This is a genomic window from Pseudomonas sp. GOM7 (assembly GCF_026723825.1).
Classification (GTDB): domain Bacteria; phylum Pseudomonadota; class Gammaproteobacteria; order Pseudomonadales; family Pseudomonadaceae; genus Aquipseudomonas.
The window spans coordinates 321,738-337,099 of sequence record NZ_CP113519.1 but is presented as its reverse complement, the minus strand read 5'-3'; the positions used below and the strand labels follow the sequence as shown (position 1 = coordinate 337,099).

The 15,362-nt window shown below is 63.7% G+C and carries 14 protein-coding genes; 2 read left to right on the top strand and 12 right to left on the bottom strand.

The genetic code is table 11. From position 1 onward, the window contains the following. Positions 1-87: 87 nt before the first annotated feature. A complete protein-coding gene (gene desA / locus OU800_RS01465; protein WP_268180614.1) occupies positions 88-1,278 on the bottom strand; it encodes a delta-9 fatty acid desaturase DesA in 1,191 nt (396 codons plus the stop codon). A gap of 178 nt (positions 1,279-1,456) precedes the next feature. Here desA and OU800_RS01460 point away from each other — a divergent pair, with 178 nt between their 5' ends. Next, positions 1,457-3,748, top strand: coding sequence for a putative bifunctional diguanylate cyclase/phosphodiesterase (locus OU800_RS01460; protein WP_268180613.1), 2,292 nt, complete (start codon positions 1,457-1,459; stop codon positions 3,746-3,748). Between the two features lie 4 nt (positions 3,749-3,752). Here OU800_RS01460 and cysW read toward each other — a convergent pair whose 3' ends face one another. From cysW to OU800_RS01410, 10 genes are all read right to left on the bottom strand, one after another. After that, positions 3,753-4,580 carry a sulfate ABC transporter permease subunit CysW gene (gene cysW / locus OU800_RS01455; RefSeq protein ID WP_268180612.1) on the bottom strand — a complete coding sequence of 276 codons (828 nt, stop codon included), beginning with the start codon at positions 4,578-4,580 and terminating at the stop codon, positions 3,753-3,755. After that, positions 4,577-5,416, bottom strand: a complete 840-nt coding sequence (gene cysT / locus OU800_RS01450) for a sulfate ABC transporter permease subunit CysT (RefSeq protein WP_268180610.1) — start codon at positions 5,414-5,416, stop codon at positions 4,577-4,579. The genes cysW and cysT overlap by 4 nt, the downstream gene beginning before the upstream one ends. 254 nt (positions 5,417-5,670) lie before the next feature. Further along, on the bottom strand, positions 5,671-6,687 hold the full coding sequence (gene cysP / locus OU800_RS01445; RefSeq protein ID WP_268180609.1) for a thiosulfate ABC transporter substrate-binding protein CysP: 1,017 nt from the start codon (positions 6,685-6,687) through the stop codon (positions 5,671-5,673). Between the two features lie 233 nt (positions 6,688-6,920). Further along, a complete protein-coding gene (locus OU800_RS01440; RefSeq protein ID WP_268180608.1) occupies positions 6,921-7,136 on the bottom strand; it encodes a TOBE domain-containing protein in 216 nt (71 codons plus the stop codon). Positions 7,137-7,243: 107 nt separating this feature from the next. Then, complete coding sequence (gene ssuB / locus OU800_RS01435) at positions 7,244-8,044, bottom strand: aliphatic sulfonates ABC transporter ATP-binding protein (protein WP_268180607.1); 801 nt, start codon at positions 8,042-8,044, stop codon at positions 7,244-7,246. After that, positions 8,041-8,835 carry an aliphatic sulfonate ABC transporter permease SsuC gene (ssuC, locus tag OU800_RS01430; protein WP_268180606.1) on the bottom strand — a complete coding sequence of 265 codons (795 nt, stop codon included), beginning with the start codon at positions 8,833-8,835 and terminating at the stop codon, positions 8,041-8,043. The genes ssuB and ssuC overlap by 4 nt, the downstream gene beginning before the upstream one ends. Positions 8,836-9,146: 311 nt before the next feature. Further along, the gene (ssuD, locus tag OU800_RS01425) at positions 9,147-10,295 is read right to left on the bottom strand and encodes an FMNH2-dependent alkanesulfonate monooxygenase (RefSeq protein ID WP_268180605.1); all 1,149 of its coding nucleotides are present in this window, start codon (positions 10,293-10,295) and stop codon (positions 9,147-9,149) included. A 58-nt stretch (positions 10,296-10,353) separates the two neighbouring features. Beyond that, entirely contained in the window at positions 10,354-11,319 is a 966-nt protein-coding gene (locus tag OU800_RS01420) for a sulfonate ABC transporter substrate-binding protein (RefSeq protein WP_268180604.1), read from the bottom strand. Positions 11,320-11,482: 163 nt separating this feature from the next. Then, positions 11,483-12,076: an NADPH-dependent FMN reductase gene (gene ssuE, locus OU800_RS01415; protein ID WP_268180603.1), complete on the bottom strand. Its 594-nt coding sequence runs from the start codon at positions 12,074-12,076 to the stop codon at positions 11,483-11,485. 9 nt (positions 12,077-12,085) lie between these two features. Further along, positions 12,086-12,724: a peroxiredoxin gene (locus OU800_RS01410; protein ID WP_268180602.1), complete on the bottom strand. Its 639-nt coding sequence runs from the start codon at positions 12,722-12,724 to the stop codon at positions 12,086-12,088. A 291-nt stretch (positions 12,725-13,015) separates the two neighbouring features. Between OU800_RS01410 and OU800_RS01405 the strand changes: the two genes are divergently transcribed. After that, positions 13,016-14,041: an AraC family transcriptional regulator gene (locus OU800_RS01405; protein ID WP_268180601.1), complete on the top strand. Its 1,026-nt coding sequence runs from the start codon at positions 13,016-13,018 to the stop codon at positions 14,039-14,041. Between the two features lie 148 nt (positions 14,042-14,189). On the opposite strand, the gene OU800_RS01400 is transcribed toward OU800_RS01405, so the two are convergent. Beyond that, positions 14,190-15,173: an AraC family transcriptional regulator gene (locus tag OU800_RS01400; RefSeq protein WP_268180600.1), complete on the bottom strand. Its 984-nt coding sequence runs from the start codon at positions 15,171-15,173 to the stop codon at positions 14,190-14,192. Positions 15,174-15,362 lie beyond the last annotated feature (189 nt).

Here is a 15,362-nt window from a genome sequence, read left to right as displayed (position 1 = left end):
CTCTGACCCTGAAATTGAGCGTAGTGGGTTTTGGACAAAGACAAAGGCCTGCCGTTCGGCAGGCCTTTTGCCAGCAGTGCAAGGGCTTCAGGCCAATGCAGCCGCCGGACGCAGCGAGTAGGTCTTGAGCTGATCGGCGAACTCGCGCAGCGACTGGATGCCACTGGCCTCGGCCTCGTGCACCCATTGCTTCATCGCCTCGAGCATGTCGTGGCCGTTGCTGCTGGTCTTGACCCAGATCTGCTGCAGCGCCAGGCGCTTCTCGTAGATCACCTTGAGCGCCTGGCTCTGCGCCAGCAGGTCGGCGATGCGCGCATGATGCTGGTCATGCAGCAGGCTCGGTTCACGGGACAGCAGGCGCTTGGCGCGGTGGAAAAGGTGACGAACGGACTCGTCGGCCTTGGCCACTTCCTGTTTCACCAGCGGCGCGATCACCAGCTTGCGATACTGCGCCATGATCTGGAAGCGGTTGTTGAGGATGGCCATGGCGGTGTCCATGTCCAGGTTGCGCTTGCCTTCGACCTGATGGGCGATAGGCGCGACACGCTGCACCTGCGCCAGGCCCAGGAAGCTGAACAGCTTGATCCAGGCCCACCCCATGTCGAACTCCCACTTGCGCACCGACAGCTTGGCGCTGTTGGGGTAGGTGTGGTGGTTGTTGTGCAATTCCTCGCCGCCGACGATGATGCCCCAGGGCACCAGGTTGGTGGCGGCGTCGCGGCACTCGAAGTTGCGGTAGCCAACAGCATGGCCCAGGCCGTTGATCACACCAGCGGCCCAGAACGGAATCCACATCATCTGCACCGCCCAGACGGTCATGCCGAGCACACCGAACAGGGCCAGGTCGATGATCGCCATGAGGGTCACGCCGCCGATGGGATAACGACTGTAGACGTTGCGTTCGATCCAGTCATCCGGGCAGTTCTTGCCATAGATGCGCAGGGTGTCCTGGTTCTTGGCTTCGGCGCGGTAGAGTTCCGCGCCCTTGCGCATGACCGTGCCCAGCCCCTTGATCACCGGACTGTGCGGGTCGTCCTCGGTTTCACATTTGGCGTGGTGCTTGCGGTGGATGGCCGTCCACTCGCGGGTGTTCTGGCCCGTGGTCAGCCACAGCCAGAAACGGAAGAAGTGCTTGAGAGCAGGATGCAACTCCAGCGCACGGTGCGCGGAGTAGCGGTGCAGGTAGACGGTGACGCTGACGATGGTGACGTGCGTCATCAGCAGAGTGACTGCCACCAGTTGCCAGACCGAAAGATCGAGTAGACCGTTGTACCACATGAGCGCTGTTGCCTCTTGATAGGTGTAAGCGGTTTGCCCTACAAGGGCCAACCTTTCTGCATTATCCCCGAGCCATGTCAGAAAACCAGATGGACTTTTAGATAAGAATGTTTCAGCCAGGCCCATCGCCAAGGACAGCCGGCATGTACACACAATAACAGGAGCGACCTTGCTCGCCATGCGTATCGATAGAACCACCTTGCGTCTGACCCTGGCTTACCTGCTGGTCGCCTCGCTGTGGGTGCTGCTCAGTGACCAGTTGCTCGACCTGCTCGCTCCCGCCCAGTACAAGCACCTGCAAACACTCAAGGGACTGCTGTTCGTCACCTTCAGCGCCTTCCTGCTGTATGCCCTGCTGCGTCGGCATGCTATTCACTACCGCCGCGCGCAGCGGACCATGAGCACCAGCGAAGAGCGTCTGCGCCTGGCGCTGGATGCCACCCGTGATGGTCTGTGGGATCTGGATATGAGCAGCCAGCGGGTGTTCTATTCGGATAGCTACGCGGCCCTGCTTGGCATCGACAAGGCCGCCCTCGGCGACACCCGCGAGCAATGGGCCGAGTACCTGCACCCCGATGACCGTCAGCGCGTGCTGGAGAAGATCGACCTCAACCTGCAAGGCACCCAGTACGAGAACGTCTACCGCCTGCGCCATGCCGACGGCAGCTACCGCTGGATCCATTCGCGTGGCCGGTTGCTGTGTAACGCCGCTGGTCAGCCCATGCGCTTCATCGGTATTGCCAGCGATATCACCCAGCGCCGCGCAGACGAAGACAGCCTGCGCCAGGCGGCCGCGGTGTTCGACGCCACTCAGGAAGGCGTGCTGGTCACCGATGCCAGGCAATGCATCGTGCACGTCAACCCAGCGTTCTCGCGCATCACCGGCTACAGCCGCGAAGAAATCCTCGGCCAGGCTCCAACCCTACTCAAGTCCGGGCGTCACGACAGTGCCTTCTACCACGACATGTGGCATGCCTTGGAGCGCCACGGCGCCTGGGCCGGAGAGGTGTGGAACCGGCGCAAGAGCGGCGAGATCTACCCGCAATGGCAATGCATCCGGGTGATTCACGATGCCCAGGGCGCGATCAGCCATTACGTGGCGGTGTTCTCCGACATCACCGCCCTCAAGCGTTCGCAGCGCGAGCTGGACTACCTGGCCCACCACGACCCGCTGAGCAACCTGCCCAACCGCCTGCTGTTCACCGAACGGGTGGCGCATGCCATGGAGCGCAGCCAGGAGTCACGCTGCGGCGCCGTGCTGCTGCTCGATCTGGATCACTTCAAGCACATCAACGAAAGCCTCGGGCATAACGTCGGCGACCTGCTGCTCAAAACCGTCGGCGAACGTCTGCAAGAAGTCATTCCCAGCGGCGTGACCCTGGCTCGCCTGGGCGGCGACGAGTTCGGCCTGCTGCACGAGCAATGCAATGAAGCGGCGCAGGCTGCCGAACTGGCGCAAATCCTGCTCAACAGCCTGCATGCGCCCTTCCGCCTCGATGGCAACGAGCTCTACATCAGCGCCAGCATTGGCATCAGCCTGTTTCCCAACGATGCCGAGGGCGTCGAACAGGTGCTGCGCAATGCCGACTCGGCGCTGTTCAAGGCCAAGAGCACGGGCCGCGAAAGCTTCGCCTTCTACGCTCAGGAGCTGACCGATTACGCCCGGCAACGGGTGGAACTGGCCAGCAGCCTGCGCCATGCCCTGGAAAACGGCGAACTGCGCGTGTTCTACCAGCCCCTACACGACCTGCATAACGGCAACCTGGTGGGCATGGAGGCCCTGGTGCGCTGGCAGCACCCCGAACGCGGCCTGGTGTCACCGGTGGAGTTCATCCCGGTGGCCGAGGAAAACGGCATGATCGGCGCCATCGACGCCTGGGTGCTCGAACAGGCCTGCGCGCAGATGGTGCGCTGGAACCTGGAGCGCAACGGCCCGCAGTTCGTCGCGGTGAACGTATCCAGCCGCCTGTTCGGTCGTGTCGAGCTGGATCTGCACGTCGCTCAGGTGCTGGCCAAGACGAACCTGAACCCGGCGCAACTGGAGCTGGAGGTGACGGAGAGCGCGGTGATGGAAGACCCCGCAGCAGCGCTGACCCTGCTGACCCGCCTGCGCGCATTGGGCGTGCGTCTGGCCATCGATGACTTCGGCACCGGCTATAGCTCGCTGGCCCGCCTCAAGCGCCTGCCGGTGCACAAGCTCAAACTCGACCAGAGCTTCGTGCGCGGCCTGCCGGACGACCCGGAAGACGCCGCCATCGCCCGCGCGGTGATCGCCCTCGGCCACAGCCTGGGCCTCAAGGTGCTGGCCGAAGGCATCGAGGAAGCGGCCCAGGCCGACTTCCTGCGAGAACTGGGCTGCGACTATGGCCAGGGCTATCACTTCGGCCATCCACAGCCCGCCGCCGTGCATGACCAGGCAAGGGCGGCGCAGCGCATTCAGGCAGCGCAGCCGCCTGCTGCGGGTAATTGAGGGATCAGGCCTCGGCGCGTTGCAGCAGGCGGCGCTGACGCCACTCCATGAAGGTCTTGAGGAACAGTGTGAGCAGCGCCATGCACGCCAGCAGCCCGGCCGCGGTGAAAGCCGCCGCTGGCTTGTAGTCGTTGTTGAGTTGATCGACCAGCAGCGGCAGGGTCAGGGTCTGGTTGATGATGGTGCCGGACACCACCGACACCGCGCCGAACTCGCCCACCGCGCGGGCGTTGGTCACCACCACGCCGTACAGCAGCGCCCATTTGATCTTCGGCAGGCTGATGCGGCGGAAGATCTGCCAGCCGCTGGCGCCCAGGCACATGGCGGCGGTTTCCTCGTCCTGCCCCTGGGCCTGCATCACCGGAATAAGAATGCGCGCCACATAGGGCGCGGTGACGAACACAGTGACCATGACGATACCCGGCCAGGCGAACATCAGTTGCAGGCCCTGATCATAGAACCAGCGGCCGATGAAGCTTTCCAGGCCGTAGACCACCAGGTAGCAGAGGCCGGCGACCACCGGCGACACCGCGTAGGGAATGTCGATCAGCGTGGTCAGCAGCTTGCGCCCACGGAAGTCGTAGTGGGTCACGCACCAGGCCAGGCAGATGCCGAAGCACAGGTTCAGCGGCACGGTGATCGCCGCCACCAGCAGGGTCAGGCCGATTGCATGGAGCATGTAGTCTTCGTTCAGGTTGCGCCACAGCAGGTCGAGCCCACCGGCCAGGGCCTTGGTGAAGATCAGTGCCAGCGGCAGCAGCAGAATCAGTGCCACCAGCGTCAGACCGAGTGTTACCAGCGCCCATTGGCGCCAATCCTGAGGCTTTTTCATCGACCTTGCCGTTGCCATGCGAACAGACGCCCCTGCACGACCTGCAGGAGGAACAGAAGAGCCAGCGACGCGAGCAGAATCACCGAAGCGATGGCTGCGGCCGCCGGGTAATTGAATTCCTGCAGACGGACGAAAATCATCAGCGAGCTGACCTCCGTCTGATAAGGAATGTTGCCAGCGATCATGATCACCGCGCCGAACTCACCGAGGCTGCGGATAAATGCCTGCGAACCGCCGGTGACCAGTGCCGGCGCCAGGGTCGGCAGGATCACCTTGCGGAAGGTCTGCACACGGCTGGCGCCGAGGGTGCGCGCGGCTTCCTCGTATTCCGAGCCGAGATCCTGCAGCACCGGCTGCACCGTGCGCACCACGAAGGGAATGCTGGTGAACACCATGGCCACGACGATACCGGTGTAGGCATAGGCCACCTTGAAGCCCAGCCACTGACCGATCCAGCCGTTGGGCACCAGCAAGGTGGCCAGGGTCAGGCCGGCCACCGAGGTGGGCAGGGCGAACGGCAGGTCGATCAGCGCATCCACCAGGCGCCGCCCGGGAAAGTCGTAGCGGGTGATGATCCAGGCCAGCAGCAGGCCGATCACCAACACCGCCAGGGTCGAGTAGAACGCCGCCGAGACGGTCACTTTGTAGCTCTGCACCACGCGCGGGTCGCTGATGGCGAACCAGTACTGCGCCCAGGTCATGTCGCTGACGTACAGAAGCAGCGCCGACAGCGGCAGCAGAATCACCAGGGAGAGATACAACACGCTGACGCCGAAGCTCAGGCCAAAGCCAGGCAGCAGCGGGGTCTGTCGGAAGAACAGCGTCGGTTTGCTCACGAAAAAGCTCGGCTCTACAAATGCAGTTGGCCGCCAATAAGGCGGCCAATAGACCAATACGATGCTTGCCCAGTGTCACAACACGGATCACATGTCGGCATGTGCTCGGGTGCTTTGGGGTAGGGTGCGCCGTGCGCACCGTGAAGACCGCAGTGCGTGCTTGGTGCGCACTGCGCACCCTACGAAAAGCCGTCCGACCGACAGTTGATCCGTGGTGTAACACCAGGGCGGGTTACACCCACCCTGCGTCCAGGTCAGCGACCGGCCGCCAGAAGTTGGTCAAGAATACCACCGTTGTCGAAATGCTTGGCGGTGATCTCGTCCCAGCTACCCAGCACCTCGGTCGGGTTGATCAGGCGCACCGGGGCGAACTGGGCCTTGGTCGCCTCGACCACTTCCGGGTTGTGCACGCGGTAGTTGTAGCGGGTCAGCAGTTGCTGGATGTCCTTGCTGTACTGGAAGTCGAGGAAGGCCTTGGCCTGCTCGCGGGTACCGCGCTCATCGGCCACCTTGTCGACGATGGCTACCGGAAATTCGGCCAGAACGCTGACCTCCGGTACCACCACCTGCAGGTTAGCGGACTTGAACTCGTCACCCTTGGCAATGTTGATCACTTCCGACTCGAAGGTCAGCAGCACGTCGCCCTGGCCGTTCTGGGCAAAAGCCACGGTGGCGCCACGGCCGCCGGTGGGGAAGTTCTCGACGTTCTTCAGCAGCTTGCCGACGAAGGCTTTCACCTTCTCCTGGTCGCCGTTGAATTTCTCGTTGGCGAACAGCCAGGCGCCCAGGTAGCTGTAGCGGGCATTACCGGAGGTCTTGGGGTTGGGGAACACCAGCTTCACGTCATCGCGAATCAGGTCGTCCCAGCCCTTGATGTTCTTCGGGTTGCCTTCACGCACCAGGAAGGCCGTGGTGCTGTAGTACGGCGAGGCGTTGTTGGGGAACTGCTCGGCCCAGTCTTTGCGCAGCAGGCCGCGCTTGGCCAGGATGTCCACGTCCGGCACCTGGTTGAAGGTGACCACGTCGACCTTCTTGCCCTGAATGATGTCCTGTGCCTGGCGCGAGGTGCCGGCGAAGGACTGGATGATCTTCACTTCCTTGCCGGTCTGCTGTTTCCAGTGCTCGACGAACAGCGGGTTGATCTCGCCGAACAGTTCGCGGGCGATGTCGTAGGAGGCGTTGTGGAACGGCGTGTCGGCAGCAGCATGGCTCAGCGAACCAGTGAGCAGGGTGGCACTGGCCACGGTGGCCAGAACGATCTTCTTCAGCATCTATGGCGTCCTTCTTATCGAGAGAGGAACCTGCAGGCAGGCTATTTGATGGCGCGATTCTGCAGAAAAATCATATAGCTGAAAAATATCTTTTTCTTATCTCTTTATAACAAGACTTGCAGAAGACGATCAGCCACAAGGGCCGACAAGGATAAGGCATGTCGCCCGGCCAGGCGAACCGAAGGCGCCAGGAAGCTTGCCCCGGCCATTGCGGCCGGGGCCATGGAGGAGCGTCAGAGCTTGGCGATGGACACCTCGGTGGATTTGACGAAGGCAATCACCTCGCTGCCCACCTGCAGCTCCAGCTCGCGCACGGAACGGGTGGTGATGACCGACGTGACGATGCCGGCGGCAGTCTGCACGTCGATTTCCGACAGTACGTCACCGATGACGATGTTCTTGATGCTGCCTTTGAACTGGTTGCGCACGTTGATGGCTTTGATGGTCATGGGATTTTCTCCTGGGGTCGAAATCAGCGGCAAGCTTCAAGCTGCAAGCCACAAGTAAAAGCACGCAGCCCTTACTTGAAGCTTGTGGCTTGTGGCTTGTAGCTGCGTTAAAGCGCCCAGCGCAGTTGCGTGGGCAGGGGTGATACGGGTTCTGGTGGTGTGGGTAATTCCGGCTGCGCCAGCACGCGGTCGAGCACTCGCGCTTCCAGTGCCGCCAGCAGCGGCGAGCCGTATGCACGCGGGCGTAGCAGTTGCACGTCCAGATCGAGACCGATCTGGCCGTCCTCAATGAGGATCACCCGATCCGCCACGGCCACCGCCTCGGCGACATCGTGGGTGACCAGCAGCACAGTGAAGCCATGCTGCTGCCACAGGCGCTCGATCAGGCGCTGCATCTCGATGCGGGTCAGCGCATCCAGCGCCCCCAGCGGCTCGTCGAGCAGCAGCAGGCGCGGCCGGTGGATCAGCGCCCGAGCCAGAGCCACGCGCTGCTTCTGCCCGCCGGACAACGCCGCCGGCCACTCCTGGGAGCGATCCGCCAGGCCGACTGCTGCCAGCGCGTCCTCAGCCTGCTGACGCCAGTCGCCGGCAAGGCCCAGGCCGACGTTGTCGATGACCCGCTTCCAGGGCAGCAGGCGCGAGTCCTGGAACATCAGGCGGATATCCTCACGCACGGCGTCGAGCGTGCCATTGCCAGCCAGCAACTGGCCGACGCTGGGCTGATCCAGCCCGGCCAGCAGGCGCAGCAAGGTGCTCTTGCCACAGCCGCTACGGCCAACCACGGCGACGAACTGGCCAGCCGGGATATGCAGGTCGATGCCCTTGAGCACCTGGCGCTCGCCGAAGGTTTTCTCGATCTTCTCGATGGCCAAGGGGATGCCTTGGCGAATGCTGTGCAGCGCCGTCATTGAGCACCTGCCTTGGCCTGATAAGCCGGGTGCCAGCGCAGCCACACACGTTCGAGGCCACGGGCGGCAACATCGGCCAGCTTGCCAAGCACTGCATAGACCAGGATCGCCAGCACCACCACGTCGGTCTGCAGGAATTCACGGGCGTTCATCGCCAGGTAGCCGATGCCGGCGCTGGCCGAGATGGTTTCAGCGACGATCAGGGTCAGCCACATGAAGCCGAGAGCGAAACGCACGCCGACCAGGATCGATGGCAGCGCGCCGGGCAGGATCACCTGCCAGAACAGGGCGAAACCCTTCAGGCCATAACTGCGCGCCATCTCCACTAGCGCCGGATCGACGTTGCGGATGCCGTGGTAGGTATTGAGGTAGATGGGGAACAACGTGCCGAGTGCGACCAGGAACACCTTGGCCGCCTCGTCGATGCCGAACCAGAGGATCACCAGTGGGATCAGCGCCAGGTGCGGCACGTTGCGGATCATCTGCACCGAGCTGTCGAGCAGGCGCTCGCCCCATTTCGACAGGCCAGTGATAAAGCCCAGCAGCAGGCCGATACCACCGCCGATGGCGAAGCCGATGCCGGCGCGCTGGCCGCTGATCGCCAGGTGCCGCCAGATTTCACCGGAGGCCAGCAACTCCCAGCCGGCGGCGAGCACGGCGCTGGGTGCCGGCAGGATACGGCTGGACAGCCAGCCACTGGCCACCGCCAGTTGCCAGGCGGCCAACAGCCCCAGCGGCAAGGCCCAGGGCGCGGCGCGCAGGGCCAGTTTGTGAAGGGTCGTGTTGCTCATGCTTGCCTCGAAGAATTCTATTTAGCCGTACCCGTGTCCCCGGATTGCATCCGGGCTACATCGGCCCTCTCCCCCAGCCCCCGCTTTGCGCCCCAGCCCTTCGCAGAGCTCAGGGCGCTCCAGCGGGCGAAGCGGTGCTTCGCTCTTTCCGCTTACGCCCCGCAAGCGGGAGAGGGGAGCCGAGCCGTACCACAGGGCAACCCAGCGGCGACGATCAGCCCCCTCTCCCATTCATGGGAGAGGGCTGGGGAGAGGGGCTTTTCAGTCCGTAGCCCGGATGCAATCCGGGAAAACCCGTACCTGCGCTTACCTCAGCTCGCCGAAACCGCCTTCGGCAAAATGTCGCTGGCGATCATTTCGCCGAACGGGCTGACATAGCCGCGACTCTCCGGACGTTGCGGCTGGGCCACGTCCAGGTGCGGGAACAGCAGTTCGGCGACTCGATACGACTCCTCCAGATGCGGGTAGCCAGAGAAAATGAAGGTGTCGATGCCCAGCTCCGCGTATTCCTTGACCCGCGCCGCCACGCTCGGGCCATCGCCGACCAGCGCGGTGCCGGCGCCGCCGCGCACCAAACCGACACCGGCCCAGAGGTTCGGCGACACTTCCAGGTTGTCCCTCTTGCCGCCATGCAGCGCGGCCATGCGTTGCTGGCCGACGGAATCGAAACGCGCCAGCGACGCCTGGGCACGGTCGATGGTGGCCTGATCCAGGTGGCTGATCAGCCGATCCGCCGCGGCCCAGGCCTCCTCGTTGGTCTCGCGCACGATCAGGTGCAGACGAATGCCGAAGCGCACTTCGCGGCCTTGCTTGGCCGCCTTCTCGCGCACCTGGGCGATCTTCTCGGCCACTGCGGCCGGCGGCTCGCCCCAGGTCAGGTACAGCTCAACCTGCTCGGCGGCCAGATCCTGCGCCGCGTCGGATGAACCACCGAAATACAGCGGCGGACGCGGCTGCTGGATTGGCGGATAAAGCAACTTGGCACCCTTCACCTGGATGTGCTTGCCGTCGTAGTCGACGGTTTCACCCTCCAGCACGCGGCGCCAGATGCGGGTGAATTCGACGGAGGCTTCATAACGTTCGGCATGGGACAGGTGCAGGCCATCGCCGGCCAGTTCGTCCGGGTCACCACCGGTCACCAGGTTGAACAGCGCCCGGCCATTGGACAGACGATCCAGGGTCGCTGCCTGGCGCGCCGCCACCGTGGGCGAAATGATCCCGGGGCGCAGGGCGACGAGGAACTTGAGGTTCTGCGTGACCGGGATCAAGGATGCCGCCACCAGCCAGGAGTCCTCGCAGGAACGCCCGGTGGGGATCAGCACGCCGCCATAGCCGAGGCGGTCGGCGGCCTGAGCGATTTGCGTGAGATAGCCGTGGTCGACGGCGCGCGCGCCTTCGGCGGTGCCGAGGTACTGACCATCGCCATGGGTGGGCAGGAACCAGAAGATATTGAGGCTCATGGAGAGGTTTCCTTTTGCGAAAGCGTTGACCTAGCCCGGATGCAATCCGGGTTACGGATTACTGGGCCTGGGCAATCTTGGCCGGTGGTTGCCAGACCACCTCGGCAATGCTCAGGCGTCTGGGGATCAGCCTGAGATCGCTGAAGGTGTCGGCGATTTTCTGCTGCGCACTCGCCACCTCGGGGGTGAGCAACTGCGCCCCGTAGTTCTGCCGCTCGACGGCAGCACGGGTGATCTCGGGGGACAACCCCAGTAGCGGTGCGACCTGCGCGGTGGCTTCGTCGAGGTGAGCACGCGTCCATTCACCGATCTGGCGAATTTCCTCAACCAGCGCGGCTACCACCTCAGGATGCTTCTCGGCGAAGGGGCGTGCGGCCAGATAGAACTGGTGATTGCTCACCAGACCGCTGCCATCGCGCAGGCTGCGCGCCTGCAGTTGCTGCTCGGCGGCGGCCTGGAACGGATCCCAGATCACCCAGGCATCGACGCTGCCGCGCTCGAAAGCAGCGCGGGCATCGGCGGGCGGCAGGTACACGGGTGTGATATCGGTAATGCTCAGACCGGCCTCCTCCAGCGCGCGCACCAGCAGGTAGTGCACGTTGGAGCCCTTGTTCAGGGCGACCTTCTTGCCCTTGAGTTCGGCGACGGAAGTGATCGGCGAATCCTTGGGCAGCAGAATCGCTTCGCTCAGTGGCGCAGGCGGCTCGAAGGCCACGTATAGCAAGTCGGCACCCGCCGCCTGGGCAAATACCGGCGGCGTCTCACCTGTGGTGCCGAAGTCGATGGAACCGACATTGAGCCCTTCGAGCAACTGCGGGCCGGCGGGAAACTCCGTCCATTGCACGTTCACGCCCTGGGCGGCGAGGCGTTTTTCCAGGGCACCGCTGGACTTGAGCAGCACCAACGGGCCGTATTTCTGGTAACCGATACGCAGTGTCTCGGCTTGAGCTTGAGTGATGGCGCCGAAGGCAAGGGTCGCGGCAAACAGGGCGACCAGACTCCGACGCAAAGTATTGGCGCCCATGGCGACCTCCTTTGCGAGTTGAGTGTGGGCCTGCTTGCCCGTTGGCGGGCGAGTAAGGCGGGGAAGCAGCCGCAAGCTTCAAGCCTCAAGTCGCAAGCGGGTGCACCCGCTGTTGCTCTGGCTTCTACTTGCAGCTTGTAGCTTGCAGCTCATCGCTGCTCTTTCAGATGCTCCAGCGGGCGTTCACCAGCCGGTCATTCAATAGCTTCGGATCGATTGGCTTTGGCCGTCGTGCCAGGGCTGCGCCCAGTTGTTCCAGTGCTTCGTCGAGACGTTCGCGTAATTCATCATCGATCTGCGCGGGCCTGTCCCCTTCCGGGTAGGCGATCTGCTTGTCCACGGCGAACACGCCGGAGAGCATTTCCTGCGCCTTCAGCGCCGCCAGCACCGGCTTGAGCGCATAGTCCACCGCCAGCAGGTGCGCCGGGCTGCCGCCACTGGCCAGGGGCAGTACCACCTTGTGCGCCAGGACGCGCTCGGGCAGCAGATCCAGCAGCACCTTAAGCGCACCAGTGAACGACGCCTTGTACACTGGCGTGCCGATCACCAGGCCGTCAGCACTGGCCACCACGGCCTGCAAATGCTGCACGGCCGGGCTATCGAAGCGAGCATGCAGCAGATCCTCGGCGGGAAAATCACGCACCTTGAGCAGGCTCACTTCCACCTGCTGCACCTCGAGACGATGACGCACATGATCCAGCAGCACCTCGGTGCGCGAACGCGCCGCAGGACTGCCGGAGAGCAATACGACGTGCATGCTCGATCCTTACTTGTTGGGCTGCGGGGTCAGGCGCAGATAGGGCTTCACCGCGCGATAGCCTTTGGGGAAGCGCTGCTTGAGCTCGGCCTCGTCCTTGAGCGACGGCACGATCACCACGTCTTCACCGTCCTGCCAGTTGGCCGGCGTGGCCACCTTGTAGTTGTCGGTCAGTTGCAGCGAGTCGACCACGCGCAGAATCTCGTGGAAGTTGCGCCCGGTACTGGCCGGATAAGTGATGGTCAGGCGCACCTTCTTCTGCGGGTCGATGATGAACAGCGAACGCACGGTCAGGGTGTCGTTGGCGTTCGGGTGGATCAGGTCATAGAGGTCGGACACCTTGCGGTCGGCGTCGGCGATGATCGGGAAGTTGACCACGGTGTTCTGCGTCTGGTTGATGTCGTCGATCCACTTCAGGTGCGAGTCCACCGGGTCGACGGACAGCGCGATGGCCTTGACGCCGCGCTTGGCGAATTCGTCCTTGAGCTTGGCGGTGAAGCCCAGCTCGGTGGTGCACACCGGGGTGAAGTCGGCCGGGTGGGAGAAGAGGATGCCCCAACTTTCGCCCAGCCATTCATGGAAGCGAATGCGGCCTTCGCTGGAATCCTGCTCGAAATCGGGGGCGATATCGCCCAAGCGGATGGTCATGGTGGTGTTCCTCGGCAGCGGTTGACGTGGAACTCACTATGCTCAGACTAGAAAAATATTAAAAAGAATAAATAACGATTTATTTATTCCAAAAATATAAAGGGCGTTATTCGCCCAAGCCCTCCGACTTGGCCCGACGCTTGCTCGATCCCCAGGCAAAGGCCGCACCGCTTGGTAGCGGCCCAGAAAAAACGCCACGGCTATCCACTGCCTGCAGCCACTATCCGAATACTGCAGCGTTCTGGAAGACCGTTGGTGCACAGATGCCTTGTATGAGTGCAGGAGACCGTGATGAACCTGAGTCAGAGCGTGCCCGGAGGCGGCGAGCGTTTCCAATCTACCCGCATCTTTTCGCCGGAAAACCAGTTGTTTCTCTTGAGCGATACCGACAAGGTGCGCGAGAACGTCAGCCGCGTGTTCAAACCCCACGACCTGCAGCCGACGCACTCAGGAGAGGGCGTCAGCGCCTGCATGCACCATGTCAGTCGGGGCCGGCTGTCGCTCAATCGCCTGGAATATTCCACCGATGTGATGATCGATCCGGGCCGCCTGGAACGTTTCTATCTGATTCAGATTCCCATGGCCGGTAACGCCGAGGTGCGCTGCGGTAACCATCGCTTCGATTCGACGCCACAGGTCGCCTCGGTGCTGTCGCCGCAGCTACCAGCGCAGATGCGCTGGCAAGGCGGCGCGGCGCAACTGGCCATCCGCATCGACAGCGACGACATGGCCCACCACTGCCGCCAGCACCTGGCACAAAGCCCCGAGCACCTGCCGGCCTTCGATCCGCGCCTGGATCTGAACAGCACCGGCGGTGCCTATTTCCTGCAATTGCTCGGGGTGCTGCTGGAGGCCATGGCCGACGAGCAACACCCCATTCACCAGCCGCTGGTACTGCGCCAGTTCGAGTCGGCATTGCTCAACGCCCTGCTCTACGGCGTGCAGCACGATGTGCAGCAGCAGTTGCACGAATGCAACGTGAAGAGCGTCTCGCCCTACTTCGTCAAGCGCACCGAGGAATACATCCGCAGCCACCTGCACGAGCCGCTGAGCATCGAGTGCCTGGCCGAGCAGGCCGGCGTCAGCGTACGCACCCTGTATGCCGGCTTTCGCAACTTCCGCAATACCAGCCCGATGGCCTACCTGCGCGACCTGCGCCTGGAGCGGGTACACCAGGAGCTGACCCAGGAGCAGCAGAGTTCGGTCACCGAAGTCGCCTTCAAATGGGGCTTCGCCCACCTCGGCCGCTTCGCCCAGGAGTACAAGCGGCGCTACGGCGAGCTGCCGTCGGCCACCCTGCGTTACCGCAACGGCTGATAAAGCGCAGGTAGGGGCAGTTGTAGGAGCCGGCTTGCCGGCGATCAGTGGCCTGGAAGGATCGCCCGCAAGCGGGCTCCTACAGGGATGTTGCGCGGTGCACTCATCCGAGCATCGGTGCCCATCCCTATCGCGGATAAATCCGCACCTAACGACGAGCGTTCTCCAACGTCTTCGAGGGACTTTCACCGAAGGCCTTGCGGTAATCGGCGGCGAAGCGGCCGAGGTGTGAAAACCCCCACTCCAGCGCCGCCGCCGAAACACTGGCCGCTGGCCGTGGCGCCAGCAGTGCGGCGCGCACGGCCAGCAGGCGCTGCTGGCGCAGGTAGCCCATGGGCGTGTTGCCCAGGTGGCGGTGAAAGGCGTCGTAGAGGCGCTGCCGCGATACCCCGGCGGCGGCCTCCAGATCGCCCAGGCCAATCTCATCACGGGCATGTTCGGCGATGTAGCGACAGGCACGCTGCAGATAGGCCGGGCGTTCGTCCGAGCCCTGCGCCGCGAGCAGCGGCGACAGATCGTTCGGCTGCGCCAGCAGCAGGCCACGGATCAGCAACGTCTCCAACTCATGCGCCAGCGCACCCTGGGCGAACAGCAGGCGCCCGGCGGCGAAATCGCGGCAGAGCTGCGCCACCATCTGCCACCAGGCGGCCACCTGCGGGTCGTTCAGATCCATGCGCGGGGCGAACTCCACCGCGCCCGACACGGGGCGCTGCAACCACTGCTCGGCCACCTGCTGCACGGCCTCGCGGCGGAACACAACCTGCCATTTGCGGCAATTGCCGGCCAGCTCCAGGGCCTGGGGCACGCTCGGCGATACGACCAGCCCTTGGCGCCGGTCGGAACGCAGGCTGCCCTGTGGCCCATGCAGCATCTGCCGGCCACTGATCGGCAGGCTGATGCTGTAGCCATCCAGACGGCTGAGCGTGCCCACGCCGATGGTCACGTCGGTGCCATAGGCCACGCGCCCGAGCACCGTGCCCAGGCCCGGCAGGCGCAGGCCATCGTGCTCGAAGCTCAGCCGCGCCGGGCGCCGCACCTCCAGTTCGTGCGGCCCGCAGATCGAGGCCATCCAGGCCTGGGCGGCGTCGGGGTTGCAGTGAGCGGCATGCAGGGCGGCGGCCATGAGGGTCATGACGAAGCTCCTCGAACAGGGGTCGAGTAGCAGTCTCCACGCACGCGCCGGCTAGAACTATCCATTTCCTGCAGTTCTTCCCCGCTGCAGGCAACTATCGACCGCGTTCCAGAAAAAACGGATAGCACTTCACGATTCAGCGGATAGTTCGCGAACCGGCGCGGGGCTTCAATCGGGGCGAGTCTCCCC

Bases quoted from the DNA above. Each gene is read 5' to 3' on its own strand.
- cysP (WP_268180609.1), bottom strand. From the start codon at position 6,687: ATGCTGAAGAAGATCGTTCTGGCCACCGTGGCCAGTGCCACCCTGCTC.
- ssuD (WP_268180605.1), bottom strand. From the start codon at position 10,295: ATGAGCCTCAATATCTTCTGGTTCCTGCCCACCCATGGCGATGGTCAG.
- desA (WP_268180614.1), bottom strand. From the start codon at position 1,278: ATGTGGTACAACGGTCTACTCGATCTTTCGGTCTGGCAACTGGTGGCA.
- OU800_RS01420 (WP_268180604.1), bottom strand. From the start codon at position 11,319: ATGGGCGCCAATACTTTGCGTCGGAGTCTGGTCGCCCTGTTTGCCGCG.
- OU800_RS01460 (WP_268180613.1), top strand. From the start codon at position 1,457: ATGCGTATCGATAGAACCACCTTGCGTCTGACCCTGGCTTACCTGCTG.
- OU800_RS01440 (WP_268180608.1), bottom strand. From the start codon at position 7,136: ATGACCATCAAAGCCATCAACGTGCGCAACCAGTTCAAAGGCAGCATC.
- ssuE (WP_268180603.1), bottom strand. From the start codon at position 12,076: ATGCACGTCGTATTGCTCTCCGGCAGTCCTGCGGCGCGTTCGCGCACC.
- ssuB (WP_268180607.1), bottom strand. From the start codon at position 8,044: ATGACGGCGCTGCACAGCATTCGCCAAGGCATCCCCTTGGCCATCGAG.
- cysW (WP_268180612.1), bottom strand. From the start codon at position 4,580: ATGAAAAAGCCTCAGGATTGGCGCCAATGGGCGCTGGTAACACTCGGT.
- OU800_RS01410 (WP_268180602.1), bottom strand. From the start codon at position 12,724: ATGACCATCCGCTTGGGCGATATCGCCCCCGATTTCGAGCAGGATTCC.
- ssuC (WP_268180606.1), bottom strand. From the start codon at position 8,835: ATGAGCAACACGACCCTTCACAAACTGGCCCTGCGCGCCGCGCCCTGG.
- OU800_RS01405 (WP_268180601.1), top strand. From the start codon at position 13,016: ATGAACCTGAGTCAGAGCGTGCCCGGAGGCGGCGAGCGTTTCCAATCT.
- OU800_RS01400 (WP_268180600.1), bottom strand. From the start codon at position 15,173: ATGACCCTCATGGCCGCCGCCCTGCATGCCGCTCACTGCAACCCCGAC.